General features: G+C 63.7%; 13 protein-coding genes. 4 read left to right on the forward strand and 9 right to left on the reverse strand.

Annotated features, from left to right (window positions below):
- The first annotated feature begins 2 nt into the window (after positions 1-2).
- The 3 genes from EJ067_RS00390 to EJ067_RS00400 all read left to right on the forward strand — a co-directional run bounded on the left by EJ067_RS00390 (position 3) and on the right by EJ067_RS00400 (position 3,723).
- Positions 3-764 carry an MBL fold metallo-hydrolase gene (locus tag EJ067_RS00390; protein ID WP_126084150.1) on the forward strand — a complete coding sequence of 254 codons (762 nt, stop codon included), beginning with the start codon at positions 3-5 and terminating at the stop codon, positions 762-764.
- A gap of 433 nt (positions 765-1,197) precedes the next feature.
- Positions 1,198-1,971 carry an NAD kinase gene (locus EJ067_RS00395; RefSeq protein ID WP_126084151.1) on the forward strand — a complete coding sequence of 258 codons (774 nt, stop codon included), beginning with the start codon at positions 1,198-1,200 and terminating at the stop codon, positions 1,969-1,971.
- Positions 1,972-2,163: 192 nt separating this feature from the next.
- On the forward strand, positions 2,164-3,723 hold the full coding sequence (locus EJ067_RS00400) for a DEAD/DEAH box helicase (protein WP_189510276.1): 1,560 nt from the start codon (positions 2,164-2,166) through the stop codon (positions 3,721-3,723).
- Between the two features lie 113 nt (positions 3,724-3,836).
- On the opposite strand, the gene EJ067_RS00405 is transcribed toward EJ067_RS00400, so the two are convergent.
- The 9 genes from EJ067_RS00405 to EJ067_RS00445 form a co-directional block, all read right to left on the reverse strand.
- Positions 3,837-4,445, reverse strand: coding sequence for a hypothetical protein (locus tag EJ067_RS00405; RefSeq protein WP_126084153.1), 609 nt, complete (start codon positions 4,443-4,445; stop codon positions 3,837-3,839).
- Between the two features lie 239 nt (positions 4,446-4,684).
- Positions 4,685-5,335 (reverse strand): OmpA family protein, encoded by a 651-nt coding sequence (locus EJ067_RS00410; protein WP_126084154.1) that lies wholly within the window; start codon positions 5,333-5,335, stop codon positions 4,685-4,687.
- A gap of 158 nt (positions 5,336-5,493) precedes the next feature.
- The gene (locus tag EJ067_RS00415; RefSeq protein ID WP_126084155.1) at positions 5,494-5,862 is read right to left on the reverse strand and encodes a GFA family protein; all 369 of its coding nucleotides are present in this window, start codon (positions 5,860-5,862) and stop codon (positions 5,494-5,496) included.
- Between the two features lie 137 nt (positions 5,863-5,999).
- Positions 6,000-6,377, reverse strand: coding sequence for a hypothetical protein (locus EJ067_RS00420; RefSeq protein ID WP_126084156.1), 378 nt, complete (start codon positions 6,375-6,377; stop codon positions 6,000-6,002).
- 298 nt (positions 6,378-6,675) lie between these two features.
- A complete protein-coding gene (locus tag EJ067_RS00425; RefSeq protein WP_126084157.1) occupies positions 6,676-7,101 on the reverse strand; it encodes a GFA family protein in 426 nt (141 codons plus the stop codon).
- A gap of 38 nt (positions 7,102-7,139) precedes the next feature.
- A protein-coding gene (gene prfB, locus EJ067_RS00430) for a peptide chain release factor 2 (protein ID WP_126084158.1) occupies positions 7,140-8,271 on the reverse strand; the annotation gives its coding sequence in 2 pieces (ribosomal slippage) (positions 7,140-8,204 and positions 8,206-8,271; 1,131 coding nt in all).
- Positions 8,272-8,400: 129 nt separating this feature from the next.
- Entirely contained in the window at positions 8,401-10,857 is a 2,457-nt protein-coding gene (locus tag EJ067_RS00435; protein WP_126084159.1) for a penicillin-binding protein 1A, read from the reverse strand.
- Positions 10,858-11,090: 233 nt separating this feature from the next.
- Positions 11,091-12,290: an N-acetylmuramoyl-L-alanine amidase gene (locus EJ067_RS00440; protein WP_245468122.1), complete on the reverse strand. Its 1,200-nt coding sequence runs from the start codon at positions 12,288-12,290 to the stop codon at positions 11,091-11,093.
- Between the two features lie 350 nt (positions 12,291-12,640).
- On the reverse strand, positions 12,641-12,895 hold the full coding sequence (locus tag EJ067_RS00445; protein ID WP_126084161.1) for a hypothetical protein: 255 nt from the start codon (positions 12,893-12,895) through the stop codon (positions 12,641-12,643).
- 92 nt (positions 12,896-12,987) lie between these two features.
- On the opposite strand from EJ067_RS00445, the gene EJ067_RS00450 reads away from it, so the two are divergent.
- Positions 12,988-15,936 carry an Rne/Rng family ribonuclease gene (locus EJ067_RS00450; RefSeq protein WP_126084162.1) on the forward strand — a complete coding sequence of 983 codons (2,949 nt, stop codon included), beginning with the start codon at positions 12,988-12,990 and terminating at the stop codon, positions 15,934-15,936.
- The last annotated feature ends 26 nt before the right edge of the window (positions 15,937-15,962 follow it).

Below are 15,962 nucleotides of genomic sequence, written 5' to 3' on the forward strand. Positions count from 1 at the left end.
AAATGGGCATGCTTCCGGTTATCGAGGCTCCGGACTGGTACGAGACCATCCGCATGGGCGAGGACGTCACGCTCATCCACGAGCCGTGGATAAAACCGTTCTTCCGCTGCAACATCTGGCATGTGCGTGGCCGCGACCGCGATCTTCTGTTCGACAGCGGCCTCGGCCATTTCAGCCTGCGCCGTCACGTGCCGCTGGTCACCGGGCGAAAGCTCGTCTGCGTCGCCAGCCATACGCATTTCGATCACATCGGCTGCCACCACGAATTTGCGGACCGCTGCGTGCATAAAGCCGAGGCGGAAATCCTCGCCGATCCGCGCAATGAATGGACGGTCGCCGACCGCTATGCCAACGAGGAGATGTTCGACGGGATTCCCGAGGGCTGGGACTCGGCGCGCTACCACATCCTGCCCGCGCCTGCCGACCGGCTGCTCGGGCATGGAGACGTGGTCGATCTTGGCGATCGTGCCTTCGAGGTCATCCATACGCCTGGCCACTCACCGGGCGGCATCGCGCTCTACGAGAAGAAGACCGGCATCCTGCTGTCCGGCGACATCGTCTATGACGGGCCGCTGATCGACGACGTCTACCACTCCGATATCGACGATTATGTGGAGACGCTGCTTGCCATGCGCGACATCGACGTGTCGGTCGTGCATGGCGGCCATTTTCCGAGCTTCGGCAAGGTGCGCTACCGCCAGCTCATCGACGAGTATCTGGCGCAGAAGCGCGAGGCCGGCTGCCACCTGCAGCCGAGCCGCTGAGGCGACGGGGTCGGCTTAAAGCGCCCTTTGCGGACAAGGCGTTCCGGCGGCATCGCCGCAGCGGGAGACCGTGGGCTGCGGCCGCTGGCTCATCTCTTCCGAATGACGCACCAATTCGGCGAACATGAGAGCGAAACTTCCCATCATCAGGAAGACTATGATCAGACGCGTCACAGGCAATAGACAGGTCTCTCGACTGGCTAGCCCCCGCCACCCATCCACTGCCGGCTAACATGATCGATCCGGCTTTACGAGTGCTTAAGCTTCGTCTTAACCATTGCGGTCATCACATTCGTTGCATAGCTGTCACGAAGCGCGAGCGCCGTTCCTTGGCCGCTTGGTACGGCACGCCGCCCTTTGCAGATGCGGGCGGCGCATGCTACGCCGTCGCCGGCGCGACCCGACAGGCGGTAGCGGTCGCCGTTCGGGACCCATGAGCAAAGAAGCCAGCCGTTTCGCCTTCGTCTCTTCCGACACCGACGACGCCCGCGCGGCGCGGGAGACCCTGTCGGCGCGCTACGGGCAAATACCTGTTGCCGAGGCGGAGATCGTCATTGCGCTCGGCGGCGACGGATTCCTGCTGCAGACGCTGCGCGACACGATGAGCACGGGCAAGAAGGTCTACGGGATGAACCGTGGCACCATCGGCTTCCTGATGAACGAATATCGCGCCGGCGGCCTCGAGGAGCGCATCTCGAGAGCGGTATCCGAGACGATCCGCCCGCTGGAGATGCAGGCGGTGACCCATGAGGGCGAAACGGTCTCGGCGCTCGCGATCAATGAAGTGGCGCTTTGGCGCCAGTCCTATCAGACGGCCAAAATCCGCATCACCGTCGACGAGCAGGTGCGGCTGGAGGAGCTGAACTGCGACGGCGTGATGATCGCGACGCCGGCCGGTTCGACCGCCTACAATCTGTCGGCGCACGGGCCGATCCTGCCGCTCGACGCGCCGCTTCTGGCGCTGACGCCGGTGAGCCCCTTCCGGCCCCGGCGCTGGCGTGGCGCGCTGCTGTCCAACAAAGCGACCGTGCGCTTCGACATATTGGAGTCGGAAAAGCGCCCGGTCAACGCCGCCGCCGACCATACCGAGGTCAAGGCGATTGCCTCGGTCACGGTGCGGGAATCGCCGACGGCGACGGCGACGCTGCTGTTCGACCCCAATCATTCATGGAACGAGCGTATTCTTGCCGAGCAATTCCGCTATTGAGCCGTCGCAAGGAGAATGACACCGATTAAGCGTCCCGATTAAGGTTAGTCTTCACAATTGCCGGATTTCCGGCCGTTTGTGTTGACAAATCGCGGACTTGCGCCTAACTGCAACCGCGATCTCGCAGGCGCCCGGCGCTTGCCGCAACGTGTGTTGCGATTTTTTCCCGAACCAGCCAAAGACAGCCATCACTTGTCCGCAGACACCCAGACCGCTCAAGAAGCGTTGACGTTCACAGACCTCGGCCTCTCGCCGAAGGTCCTCTCCGCAGTCACCGATGCCGGTTATGCCAAGCCGACTCCGATCCAGGCCGGCGCCATCCCGCATGCGCTGCTCGGCAAGGATGTGCTGGGCATTGCCCAGACAGGCACCGGCAAGACCGCCTCCTTCGTGCTGCCGATGCTGACCCGGCTGGAAAAGGGGCGTGCGCGTGCCCGCATGCCGCGCACGCTGATCCTCGAGCCGACGCGCGAATTGGCGGCGCAGGTCGAGGAGAACTTCATCAAATACGGCAAGAACCACAAGCTCAACATCGCGCTGCTGATCGGCGGCGTCTCCTTCGAGGAGCAGGACAAGAAGCTGGAGCGCGGCGCCGATGTGCTGATCGCCACGCCCGGCCGACTGCTCGACCACCGCGAGCGCGGCAAGCTCTTGCTCAACGGCGTCGAGATCCTCGTCATCGACGAGGCCGACCGCATGCTCGACATGGGTTTCATCCCCGATATCGAGCGCATCTGCGAGATGATCCCGTTCACGCGCCAGACGCTGTTCTTCTCGGCGACCATGCCGCCGGAAATCACCAAGCTCACCGAAAAGTTCCTGCACGCGCCGGTGCGTGTCGAGGTGTCGAAGGCCGCCTCCACCGCAACCAGCATCACGCAGCGCCTGGTGAAATCAGGCTCCAAGCCATGGGAGAAGCGCGAGACGCTGCGCAACCTGATGAAGGCCGAGAGCGATGGGCTGAAGAACGCCATCATCTTCTGCAACCGTAAGGTCGAAGTGTCCGAGCTTTTCCGCTCGTTGCTGAAGCATGATTTCGATGCCGGCGCCCTGCATGGCGACATGGACCAGCGCGCCCGCATGCAGATGCTCGCCAATTTCCGCGACGGCAAGCTGCGCTACCTCGTCGCCTCGGACGTTGCCGCGCGCGGCCTCGACATTCCGGACGTCAGCCATGTCTTCAACTACGACGTGCCGATCCATGCAGAGGACTATGTCCACCGTATCGGCCGCACCGGCCGGGCCGGCCGCTCTGGCAAATCCTTCACCATCGCGACGCGCTCCGACACCAAATATGTCGACGCCATCGAGAAGCTGATCGGCGCCAAGATCGAATGGCATGACGGTGACCTGTCGACCGTCACCGAGAGCGAAGGCGAGGATGCGCCCCGCCGCGGCCGCGGCGCGCCGCGCCGCGCCGGCCGCAAGGACGAGGACCGCAAGGGCCGGGGCGAGCGCAGGAGAGGCGCGGACCGCCACGCCAGGCATGGCGAGGACGAGACGCCGGAGACGCCACGCGAGGAGCAGCCGGTCGCCGAGGTCGCCGACATCGCCGAGCGCCGCGCCCGCAAGGACGCGATCCACTCCGAGAACGACCGCAAGGGTTCCGCCAACCGCAACGAGCAGCGCGGCGATGCCCGTCCTCAGCGCGACCACAACCGCCCTGCCCGCCATCGCCGCGAAGAGGACGATGCCACGGTCGGCTTCGGCGACGACGTGCCGGCCTTCATGCGGATCGTCGCCAAGGTCTGACCTTCATACAACGTCGGCAGAAACGAAGACGGCCCCAAATGGGGCCGTTTCTTTGCTATCGCTTCGCTTGAAGGATTCAGCCAAGCACTTTTCCCGGATTGTGCCGCTGCCGCTTACATCGGTCCCGGCATCATCTTGGTCGGTTTCTCCAGCATCGGGAACTCGGCCTTGTTGCATTTCACCTTCGGGTTCGTCGGACTGAACATGCCGTTCGGATTGTCGCTGAACAGCCAGGCGTGAAGGTCGTAGTGCACGAATTCCTTCGGGATCAGCGGATAGTGCCCCTCCATCGGCCCCATGAATTTCTGGCCAAATAGCGTAGGGACTTCCTTGACGTCCGGCGTCAGCGGCACCAGCCATTCCACCCCGACCAGCTTCAGGCCTTTCTTGGTCGGCTCGTAGATAAGGACGTTGGGTTTCATCGGGTCGAGCTTCTTGCCGATACTTGGGACGTTGACGAAATGGACGCCCATTGCGCCCTTCGGATAGTCCATCGTGCCCGGTATCTTCTCGCCGCTGTAATAGACGCAGCCTTCGGTCGACAGATAGAGGTCCCGCAAAGCGGCCGTGTAATCCTCATATTTGGCAAGCGATTTCTTCAGAGCCTCGATGTCGGCCTTGTTGGCGTCCTCGGCCTGAGCGGTGGCGCCGCCAAGCCACGCACCCAAAAGACCGGTCAAAACGAGGGCGCCGCAGCGCCTAAGGCGAGCCATTCTTGTCATGCATTCCTCCCAGATTTCTAATCTGGCCGTGCAAGACCGAGGCGGAAAAAATGTTGATTGCGCGGCCGGTTACCGCCTCATCCCCTCTGGAACAGCTTCGATGCTAGTCCTTTCCAGGACTCCGGGAAAGTATCAATTAGAGCAAGCTAATGGCCTAAGACTTTTGACCTAAATTGGGATCGCGCAAACAAAAACGGCCCCGCACGGGGCCGTTTTGCTTAGCTGCGAGTGGTTTTCTCTCAGGTGAGCGGCGAAAGCTGGATCTCGACGCGCCGGTTCTGGGCGCGGCCCTGAGTAGTCGCGTTGGACGCGATCGGGCGCGTCTTGCCGAAGCCGGTGACGGCGAAGCGGCGCGAATCGACGCCCTGGCCGGACAGGTAGTTGGCGACGGCCAGCGCGCGGCGCTGCGAAAGGTCGAAATTGTGCTCGTCGCCGCCGGTCGAGTCGGTGTGGCCGAAGACGTCGACCGTGGTCTGGCGGAACTTGTTCAACACCAGCGCCACCGAGTTCAGCACCGGGTAGAAGCCCGGCTTCACCGCGTCCTGGTCGACGTTGAAGGTGATGTCGGACGGCATGTTGAGAATGATCTGGTCGCCGCTGCGGGTGACGCTGACGCCGGTGCCCTGCAGCTGACGGCGCAGCTCGGCCTCGTTCTGGTCCATCGTCGCGCCGATCGCGCCGCCGGCAAGCGCGCCGATGCCTGCGCCGATCAGCGCGTTGCGGCGGTCATTGCCGCCGGCCAGCAGACCAAGGCTGGCACCCGCCAGAGCACCAAGGCCGGCGCCGGCCGCAGTGTTGGAGATCTTCTGGTCGCCGGTATACGGATCGGTGGTGGTGCAGGCGCTCACGAGCACAGCCGTCGCCACGACGACGAGCACGGTTTTCTTCATAAGGTGGTCCCTCTCCAATTCACGGCCTGTGCCGTGCCAAATCAGCCCTTCCGGACGCCTTGTAGCATGAAATGCGGCGAAAAGCGGAACAGGAAAGCGGCCGAGAATGCTTTACCGGCGATCCATCAACGCGCCTTTGCGCCAAGCAATCGTTCCGCCTACCAAAGGTTCTTGCCGTCGATGACCACGACCTCAACCTTGTCGAGATCGAAATCGTCGAACAGGCGGGAGTTGACGCTGATCTTCGGGTTATCGAAGTCGGGCTTGCCGGTCGACCAATCCGGCGTTTCGGTGAAGGTGCCGCAGCCGCATGTGGCGCAGAACCCGTGTTTGACGGTTTTTGAGCCCCATTGGTAGAACGAGATGTTCTCAGGTGGGCTGGTGAGCTTGAATTGCGAGGGAACGTAGTATGCCCAAAGCGAGCCACGCTTCGAGCAGAAGGAGCATGTGCAACGCGTCACCGTCTGTGGCGCTTCGGCGACCTCGAATGTGGTCGCATTGCAGTGGCAGCTTCCCTTGATCGCCATGACTGTCCTCCATTGCCCGCCGCCCCTCCCCGAATATGCTGGCGGCAAGGCAACATAAAGATGCAGTCCTGACAACTGCCGTCAGTGGCTCTTCATCCATTGCTGACTCTGCTAGAGACTTTTCACGTCGTCCTAGTCTAGTAGGAGCGCGGCGGCACGAACAAGCAGATCGTCTTGCCTGCGTCGAGACCAGCCTGGTGCGCGCACCAATGGAATTCACCGTCGGGGCTGTCCTTCACACGCTTGTCTGTCATGGGAACAACCTCCCCGGTTCCGGCAATCACATACCCTTCCGGTTTCTCAAGGACTTCACCGGTATGGGCCGTACGGCAATCATAGTTGGCGCAGCAGGCAAACGGGTAGCTCCAGCCTTGCGGCAAGGCCGCCGTGGGTTTGGCGTCGTGTGCGAAGGCGGGCGCGGCCAGCACCATCACCGCTCCAGCAGCGAACAGGGAAAACAGGAGTCGGCCGGCCGGGCGAACGGCTCGGGCCGATCTTGACTTGGCAGCAGACATCGAAGCGTTCCTTTCGAGCATCAAGCGTTTTTTCGCTTGCCCGTTCCCGGAACGTGTCTTCCCAGTTGGCCGGATCGTCAGTCGCAGATACGCCGCGTCCGGCCATAAATGCTTCTATCCCCCAACCCGAATGCTGGGCTGATTCCTTGGCTGGCGCAAGAAATCCGACGCTTCGGCGATGCCTCGCCTCGCGCCAGCCTTTGCCATCCAGAATCGTGCGCCGGCTCGCTTAACGCGCGGTTAGCGGCACGAGCCCGGTGCCGGACAACGGGATTCGGCTCAAGCTGGTTCCAGCCGTTCAGCCGGAAACATGCCCATCATACTGCGGCAGGTCGTCGGTGATTGTGAACCATTTCGCCTTCGAGCCCACGAAGATGTGGGCGGTCGGGCGGATGCTCGGCGCGTCGACCAGCGTGCCCATCGCGACATGGACATAGGCGCCCTCGCGCACCAGCGAATAGAGCAGCGAGCCGCACTGCCCGCAATGCGCGTCGTGAGCGTTGGCGTCGCCGTAGATCAGCAATCCGTCGTCACCGGCGGTGAGACGAAACTTGTCGCGCTCGATGCCGGCGAAAGGCTTGAAGGCGGAGCCGGTAGTGCGCCGGCAGTTTGAGCAATGGCAATTGGCCGCGTAGACGAATTCATCGGCCACCTCGTAGCGGACCTGGCCGCAGAAGCATTTTCCGGCGAGCTTATGAGGGCCTGCCCGTTCTGGATTTGCCAAGGTCTCTCTCCCAGTCAGCCGCCACCCGCAAGAAGGTCTTAGTCGAGGTCCGCCACCGCCTCGCCGGCGCCGCCCTCGATGCGATGCGACAGCGAAGCCTCCATGAACTCGTCGAGGTCGCCGTCCAGCACGCTTGACGGGCTGGTGTTTTCGACGCCGGTGCGCAGATCCTTCACCAACTGATAGGGCTGCAGCACGTAAGAACGGATCTGGTGGCCCCAGCCGATGTCGCTCTTCGACGCCTCGGTGGCGTTTGCAACCGCCTCGCGCTTCTTCAACTCTTCCTCGTAGAGCCGGGAGCGCAGCATCTCCCAGGCCTTGGCCCGGTTCTTGTGCTGCGAGCGTTCGGCCTGACAGGCAACCGCGATACCGGTCGCGAGATGGGTGATGCGGACCGCCGAGTCTGTCGTGTTGACGTGCTGGCCGCCCGAGCCGGACGAACGATAGGTGTCGATGCGCACGTCGGATTCGGAAACGTTGATCTCGATCGTGTCGTCGATGACGGGATAGACCCAGACGCTGGCGAAGGAGGTGTGGCGGCGCGCATTGCTGTCATAGGGCGAGATGCGCACCAGGCGGTGGACGCCGGATTCCGTCTTCAGCCAGCCATAAGCGTTGTGGCCCTTGATGAGCACGGTGGCCGACTTGATGCCGGCCTCTTCGCCTTCGTGGACTTCCAGCACCTCGACCTTGAAGCGGCGCCGCTCGGCCCAGCGCGTGTACATGCGCAGAAGCATCGAGGCCCAGTCCTGGCTCTCGGTACCGCCGGCGCCGGCATGGATTTCGAGATAGGTGTCGTTGGCGTCGGCTTCGCCTGAGAGCAGGGTCTCGACCTGGCGGGCCTTGGCCTCGCCTTGCATCGAACGCAGCGCCGCTTCGGCTTCGGCGATGACACCGTCGTCGCCCTCTTCCTCGCCAAGCTCGATCAGGCCGATATTGTCCTCGAGCGCCTGGGTCAGCCCTTTGACCGCCGCGATGCCCTCATCGAGGCTCTGGCGCTCCCGCATCAGCTTCTGCGCTTCCGCGGGGTCGTTCCAGAGGCTGGAGTCCTCGGCGCGCGAGTTCAGGTATTCAAGCCGCTTGATGGCCTGATCCCAGTCAAAGATGCCTCCTCAGCAGGGTTATCGCCTGCCTGATCTCGTCGACAATGTTGAGCGTTTCCGCGCGCATGGGTCTTCGTTCTGTCCTGTTCTTCTCGGTCTTTTCGGAATAGGCGCGATACATAGGCACGGCACCGCCGCCTGTAAAGCGAAATGGCCGGCGCTGCCTGCCGGCCCATTTCCGAAATCCTGGGAAACGTCAGTAGAGGCCGCCGCCGCCGTCCTGGATGGCCTGATTGGCCTGCGGCGACAGCGTGCCGCCGGCACCGTTGGAGCCGTCCGCGCCCATGCCGATGACCCAATAGCTGTCGGCCGGGCCGGTGCCGGGCTTGAACGCCTCGATGATGGTGTTGGGATCGCCCTCGGCCGCGCGCATACCGGTCTTGCGGTTGATGGCGATCAACTTCATGCCTTCCGGAACCTGGAAGTCGACATTGGGCGTGCCGTCAAGCGCGACGCGCATGAAGTCCTTGAAGATCGGCGCCGCGAGGCCGCCGCCCGTGGCGCCCTTGCCGAGGCCGCGTGGCGTGTCGTAGCCCATGTAGAGACCGACGACGAGGTTCGGCGTGAAGCCGATGAACCAGGCGTCCTTCTCGTCATTGGTCGTGCCGGTCTTGCCGGCGATGTGGCGGCCGAGCTCGGCGATGGTGGCGCCGGTGCCGCGCTGCACCACGCCCTCCATCATCGAGGTGATCTGGTAGGCGGTCATCGGATCGAGCACCTGCTCGGAATTGTCAACCAGTTCCGGCTCGGCCTGGTTCTTCCATTCGCTGGCGTTGCAGCCCTCGCAGCCGCGCTCGTCCTGCTTGAACACGGTCTTGCCGTAGCGATCCTGGATGCGGTCGATCAGCGACGGTTTGATCGATTTGCCGCCATTGGCCATGATCGAATAGGCCGACACCATGCGCATCACCGTCGTCTCGCCCGAGCCCAGGGCCATCGGCAGGTACGGCGCAAGATGATCGTAGACGCCGAAGCGTTCGGCATATTCCACGACAAGCTTCATGCCCATGTCGTTGGCGAGCCGCACCGTCATCAGATTGCGCGACTTCTCGATGCCCGAGCGCAACGTAGCCGGGCCGGCGACCGTGCCGTCATAGTTCTTCGGCGTCCAGGTGGTGTTGCCGCTCTGGATGGTGATCGGGCCGTCCATGATCACGGACGCCGGCGTGTAGCCGTTGTCGAGCGCCGCCGAATAGACGATCGGCTTGAAGGAGGAGCCGGGCTGGCGCATCGCCTGCGTGGCGCGGTTGAACTCCGATTGGGCGTAGGAGAAGCCGCCGACCATGGCCAGCACGCGGCCGGTATGCGGGTCCATGGCAACGAGGCCGCCTTCGACCTCGGGCACCTGGCGCAGGCTGTAAGCATTATCGGAGCGATCGTTCTTCTGCACGAAGATGACGTCGCCGGGCTCAAGCACTTCAGCCGGAGATTTCGCCCGCACGGACTTGCCGTTGACGAAATGGCGCATGGCGAAGCCCATGTCGTCCTTGCTGACGGTTCCTTCGACGCGGTCCTTGACGAGGTCGCCGGAGACCTGGCGCGACGGCTGAATGCCGATCGTAAGGCCATCGGCGGTACTGTCGAGCACGACGGCCAGCGTCCACTCCGGCACGTCCTCGAGCCCCTTGACGGCACCGAGAGGCACGCCCCAGTCCCCGGAAATGTCGATATGGGTCGCCGGTCCGCGATAGCCACGCAGCATGTCGTATTTCAGCAGCCCGTTCTGCATCGCCTTGCGGGCGATCAGCTGGATCTGCGGATCGAGCGTCGTGCGCACCGACAGGCCGCCCTCATAGAGCGCGTTCTCGCCGTAACGGGCAATGATTTGGCGGCGCACCTCCTCGGTGAAAAACTCGCCCGCGAACAGATAGGAGCCGTTGCGGCGCGGTTTCACGCCGAGCGGCTCGGCCTTGGCCTTGTCGCCTTCCTCGCGCGTGACGTAGCCGTTCTCGACCATCTGGTCGATGACCCAGTTGCGGCGCTCGAGCGCCCGGTCGGCGTGCTTGAACGGATGATAATTGTTGGGGCCCTTGGGCAGCGAAGCGAGGTAAGCGGCTTCGGCGACGGTGAGTTCGTTGACCGATTTGTCGAAGTAGGTGAGCGCGGCGCCGGCGACGCCGTAGGCGCCGAAGCCGAAGAAGATCTCGTTGAGATAGAGCTCGAGGATGCGGTCCTTCGAATAGGCCTGCTCGATGCGGAAGGCCAGGATCATCTCCTTGATCTTGCGCTCATAGGTCTGGTCGGAGGTGAGCAGGAAGTTCTTCGCAACCTGCTGCGTGATCGTCGAGGCGCCGACCTGGCGCCTGCCGGAGCCGAAATTCTGCAGATTGACGATGATGGCGCGGCCAAGGCCAGTGATATCGATGCCGGGGTGGTTGTAGAAGTTCTTGTCCTCGGCCGACATGAAGGCGGCCTTGACGCGGTCCGGGATTGCCTGGATCGGCAGATAGAGGCGCCGCTCGCGGGCGTACTCGGCCATCAGCGACCCATCCGAGGCATGGATGCGCGTCGTCACCGGCGGCTCATATTTGGCCAGAACTTCGTAGTCGGGCAGGTCCTTCGTCAGGTGGCTGATGTAGATGGCAAGGCCTGCAGCGACCAGCAGCGCCAGCGTGGTGCCGATGCCGAAGAAATAGCCGATGAGACGAATCATACCCGCTCCAGTCCGAGGTTCGGGATTTTCCTAAACGAAGCCGACAGTCGCGCAAGCTTCACGGGGCGGTCCCAATCCGCAATGGAAAACCCATGTCGCGACCATGTGGACAAAATACGGCAGCGCGAAATTTCAGGACTCGGTCGGTTAAATAATAACGCCACGTGTTGTCGTCGTGCAACGCCGCTTGTGGTTGCAGGATGGCTCATTGGTTGTGGGCGGGTGCAGTCCCTTCAGCCGCCAGCCCTGGCTCCGGCTTTCGCCGCGGCGAACAAGGCGACGGCATTGGTGATGCTCTGGGCCGCCTTGCCGCGCCAGTCGGCGCTGAGCAGCTGCGCCTCGTCCTTGTTGTTGGAGAGGTAGCCAAGCTCGACCAGCACGGAAGGAACGTCAGGCGCCTTCAGCACCTTGAAGCCCGCCGAGCGCTGCGGGTTGTTGATCAGGCCGACGCTGGTCGACAGCTCGCCGACCAGCGTGTGGGCAAAGCTCATTGAAAAGCCGTGGGTCTCGCGGCGGATCAGGTCGATCAGGATGTCGGTGACCTCCTTGTTGTCGTCCTCGAACTTCATGCCGGCGAACTGGTCGGACAGGTTTTCGCGATCGGCGAGCGCCTGGGCCTCGGGATCGGAGGCCTTGTCCGAGAGCGTGTAGACGGTGGCGCCGCGGAGGCCCTTGACGGCGATCGTATCGGCATGGATGGAGATCAAAAGATCGGCTTCGTGCTGGCGGGCGATACGCACGCGCTCGTCGAGCGGCAGGTACACATCGCTCTCCCGCGTCATAAACACATCATATTTGCCGACCGCGGCCAGCTTGTCGCGCAATTCGGAGGCAAAGGCGAGCGTGACGTTCTTCTCGACCGTGCCGCCGGCGCTCTCCGCGCCGCCGTCGACACCGCCATGGCCGGGGTCGACGACGACTGTGAAGCGGTGTCCAGGCGCCGAGACCGGCCCGGTGCCGACGCGGCCGCCCTTGTCGGTGGAAACGGTCGAGCCGGTCGTCAGCGACTGGTTGGCAAGCGCCTCGTCGAATTCCCGTTCGGACGCGGCCGACATGTCGATGGCGATGCGATACCCGCTTCCGTCTTCATTCTTCAGCACGTCGAGCTTGTCGACGGCAAAGGGCCCCTTGCCGGTGAGGATCAGCCGCGAGCCCTTGCCCTGATCGCCGTAGCGGACGGCCCGCACCAGCCCGCGCGGCTTCGCATCCTTGGCGCTGAGGGCGAATCGCGTGCGCGGCAGGTCGACCACAAGGCGGTTGGGACCGCGCAGCAGGAACCACTTCACGTCCGGCTCGCGGTCGAAGGTCACGACAATCCGCATCTTGGTGGCGTCGCCGGCCATCTTGTAGCCGGTTGCGCCAAGCAGTCCGTCGGCCCGCGAGGCCGCGGTCGCGCCAAGCAGGACCGCCAGCAGCAAAAGGGCCGTTGCCATCAACTGGAGATGCCCGGCGGCGCCACGCCACTTGTCTGCGGTGCCTGCCAGTCCCATCTCTACCCCAGTCGCTCCCGGTTTGGCGCCTTGCGCCGACCTTGTTTCGTAGAAGGGCCTGTCTGGCAGCCAACTCGATTAACGATTGGTATCCAGAGAAGGTTAACCAAGCCTTTTCATACGGTGAGTGGAGCGCAATCTTCCCCAACGGAAGCGCTTTTTGCCGGCATCCGAAATCGGGGTTGCCTTCCACCCCGCCAAATCATAAAAGCGACATTGGATCACTGCAATCCTGGAACCGCCCGCCCCTGCAGTTTCCCGCCAGGGGTAAGATGTGAAGGCGCTTCCGGGTTTCAGGTGATCGCGACGATTTTCGCAGGCGTGCTCCCGTGGCGGGGGAATCGCTTGCGCGATGAAAACGGCCGGGATGTCCCGCGCCGGCTCTGTGTGAGCAAACAAGCTGGTCCGGCCAAGCCCGGGCTTTGGTTCAAAAGGTTCTGCTGGGTGCCGATGGCTTCAAGCGCAATCATGGAAAGGTCCGCATCGAACCGCGCCATTGTGGCTGCGGGCGGCACCGCCATCGCGTTGAAGCAGCGGCCGGCGGACATTCAATTATCCGGCATCCACGCAAATCCAGGCACACAGCGGCGGGGTCTGCCCTGCCAGCTGCGGCTGATGGCTGCCGGGAGGAAACGAAATAATGCCCAACAAGATGCTGATAGACGCCTCCCACCCGGAGGAAACACGCGTTGTCGTCGTTCGCGGTAACCGCATCGAAGAATTCGACTTTGAATCCCAGGACAAGAAGCAGCTCAAAGGAAACATCTATCTCGCCCGCGTAACCCGCGTCGAACCTTCCCTCCAGGCAGCCTTTGTCGAATATGGCGGCAACCGTCACGGGTTTCTCGCCTTCAGTGAAATTCATCCCGACTACTACCAGATCCCGGTCGCCGACCGTCAGGCCCTGCTGCGCGCCGAGGCGCAGGAGGCCGAGGACGAAGACGACGAGGAGGCTGAGGCCGGCGAGGAGCAGCAGGCGCGCGATCGCGGCCGCCGCAGCCGCCGCCGTGGCGGCAAGAATCGCGACCGCGCCGAGCAGAAGCGCGGCGCCGATGCTGCCGGCACCGATGAAAGTAGCGAAAACGCCGAAGACATCGCGGCTGCCAGTGCCTCCGTCAACGAGCTCGGCGAAGCAGCCGATGCCACAACGGAGGCCGCCGAAACAGTCTCCGAGACGGTCGAGGCCGTAGCAGAGACAACCGGCGAAGACGAGAACGAGGCACCCGAGGCCGGCAGCGACACCGACAACAGTGACGCCGCCGAAAGCGAGAAGCCTTCCGAGGGCGGCCCCACCTCGATGGCCGCCAGCATCGAAGCGGATGTGATTTCGGAAGCGGTGCCGCAGGCTGAATCCGCCAGCGAGGCCGCTCCGTCCGACGAAGCCGCTCCCAGCGAAAGCGATCGCGGCATGCTCGAGGAGGTGCAGTCCGCGCATTCGGACGAGCACGAGATCGAGTCGGTCGGCGCCGAGGATGCGCTGGAAGAGGTCCGCAACCGCCGCAAGCCGGTTCGCCGCCAGTACAAGATCCAGGAAGTCATCAAGCGCCGCCAGATCCTTCTGGTCCAGGTCGTCAAGGAAGAGCGCGGCAACAAGGGCGCGGCGCTCACCACCTATCTGTCGCTCGCCGGCCGTTACTCGGTGCTGATGCCCAACACCGCGCGCGGCGGCGGCATCTCGCGCAAGATCACCAATGCCCAGGACCGCAAGCGGCTGAAGGAGGTCGTCGCCGATCTCGAGGTGCCGCAGGGCATGGGCGTCATCCTGCGCACCGCCGGCGAAAGCCGCACCAAGGCCGAAATCAAGCGTGACTACGAATATCTGATGCGGCTTTGGGAGAACGTCCGAAGCCTGACGCTGCAGTCCACGGCCCCGGCCCTGGTCTATGAGGAAGGCAGCCTGATCAAGCGCTCGGTGCGCGACCTCTACAACAAGGATATCGACGAGATCCTGGTCTCCGGCGACGACGGCTATCGCGAGGCCAAGGACTTCATGCGCATGCTCATGCCGAGCCATGCCAAGGTGGTGCAGCCTTACCGCGACACCACCCCGATCTTCGTGCGCAACGGCATCGAAGCGCAGCTCGACCGCATGCTGCAGCCGCAGGTGACGCTGAAGAGCGGCGGCTACATCATCATCAACCAGACCGAGGCGCTGGTCTCGATCGACGTCAACTCAGGCCGCTCCACCAAGGAGCATTCGATCGAGGATACCGCACTCCACACCAACCTGGAGGCCGCCGAGGAAGTCGCCCGGCAGCTGAGGCTGCGCGACCTTGCCGGCCTGATCGTCATCGACTTCATCGACATGGAGGAGAACCGTAACAACCGCTCCGTCGAGAAGCGGCTGAAGGACCACCTCAAGAACGACCGTGCCCGCATCCAGGTCGGCCGTATCTCGCATTTCGGCCTGATGGAGATGTCGCGCCAGCGCATCCGCGCCAGCGTGCTGGAATCGACGATGAAGCCCTGCCCACATTGCGGCGGCACCGGCCATGTGCGCTCCGACTCTTCGGTGGCGCTGATGGTGGTACGGGCGATCGAGGAATTCCTGCTCAAGGATTCGCGCAGCCACATCATCGTGCGCACGCCAGCGGCGACCGCGCTCTATGTGCTCAACCACAAGCGCGCCAATCTGGTCGAGCTCGAGGCCCGGTTCGGCCTGACCATCACGCTCGAAGCCGACGAGACGCTGGGCTCGCAGCACTACGCGATCTTCCGCGGCGCCGTGGCGGAGAAGCCGGAAGGCTTTGTCGAGGTGCGCAGCCTGCCGACCTATGTCGAGCCGGAAGAGCCCGAGGACGAGATCGTCGTCGAGGAGGAGGAAGAGGTTTCGGTCGAAGCGGAACAGCCGCGCCATCCGCAGCAGGGACAGCAGCAGCAAAGGTCCGAGGACGGCGAAGGCCGCAAGCGCCGCAAGCGCCGCCGGCGGCGCGGCGGCAAGGATCGCGACCGCGAGCACCAGCCCCATGGCGATGCCGTTTCGGTCCCCGCGTCGGCGGATGCCGCAGTGACATCGGACGAAGCAACAGCCGAGGTCACGGCTGAAGCACCGGCCGAGGCGGAAGCGGCCGAGGACGGTCAGGGCAAGAAGCGCCGGCGCGGCAAGCGCGGCGGCAAGCGCAATCGCCGCGAGGACGGCGAAACCGCTGCGGATGCCGTCGCCGGCGATGACCTCGCAGGCGATGAAGCGGACGTCAAAGCTCCCGAAGGCGCGCCGCCGGTCGCGGCAGCCGAAGAGCAAGCAGCGCCCTCGCCCGCCAATGACGATGCTCCGGAGGCGGAGAAGCCGAAGAAGCCGCGCCGTGCATCGCGATCAAAGAAGGCCGCCGAGGAAACGGTCTCCGAGAAAGCGCCCGAACCGGCGGCGGAAACTCCCGCCGAACCTGCGGCCGCCGAACCGGAACCGGCAGTCGCTGCTTCGGCTCCGACCGAGGCCGAAGCGCCCGTCAGTGCGCACCCGACGCGGCGCAAGCCCCAGTCGACCGACGCGCCGGTCGTCCCGGTCGTTTCGTCCAGCGTCACCGACGAGGCCAAGGCCGAGGAAAAGCCGAAGCGCGCCGGCTGGTGGCAGCGAAAAGGCTTTTTCTAGGATTTTCAGCCGATTAAGCTGATCTT

The sequence above is a fragment of the Mesorhizobium sp. M1D.F.Ca.ET.043.01.1.1 genome (genome assembly GCF_003952385.1).
Lineage (GTDB): Bacteria > Pseudomonadota > Alphaproteobacteria > Rhizobiales > Rhizobiaceae > Mesorhizobium.

Bases quoted from the DNA above. Each gene is read 5' to 3' on its own strand.
- EJ067_RS00390 (WP_126084150.1), top strand. From the start codon at position 3: ATGGGCATGCTTCCGGTTATCGAGGCTCCGGACTGGTACGAGACCATC.
- EJ067_RS00395 (WP_126084151.1), top strand. From the start codon at position 1,198: ATGAGCAAAGAAGCCAGCCGTTTCGCCTTCGTCTCTTCCGACACCGAC.
- EJ067_RS00405 (WP_126084153.1), bottom strand. From the start codon at position 4,445: ATGACAAGAATGGCTCGCCTTAGGCGCTGCGGCGCCCTCGTTTTGACC.
- EJ067_RS00410 (WP_126084154.1), bottom strand. From the start codon at position 5,335: ATGAAGAAAACCGTGCTCGTCGTCGTGGCGACGGCTGTGCTCGTGAGC.
- EJ067_RS00415 (WP_126084155.1), bottom strand. From the start codon at position 5,862: ATGGCGATCAAGGGAAGCTGCCACTGCAATGCGACCACATTCGAGGTC.
- EJ067_RS00420 (WP_126084156.1), bottom strand. From the start codon at position 6,377: ATGTCTGCTGCCAAGTCAAGATCGGCCCGAGCCGTTCGCCCGGCCGGC.
- EJ067_RS00435 (WP_126084159.1), bottom strand. From the start codon at position 10,857: ATGATTCGTCTCATCGGCTATTTCTTCGGCATCGGCACCACGCTGGCG.
- EJ067_RS00440 (WP_245468122.1), bottom strand. From the start codon at position 12,290: ATGGCAACGGCCCTTTTGCTGCTGGCGGTCCTGCTTGGCGCGACCGCG.
- EJ067_RS00445 (WP_126084161.1), bottom strand. From the start codon at position 12,895: ATGTCCGCCGGCCGCTGCTTCAACGCGATGGCGGTGCCGCCCGCAGCC.
- EJ067_RS00450 (WP_126084162.1), top strand. From the start codon at position 12,988: ATGCCCAACAAGATGCTGATAGACGCCTCCCACCCGGAGGAAACACGC.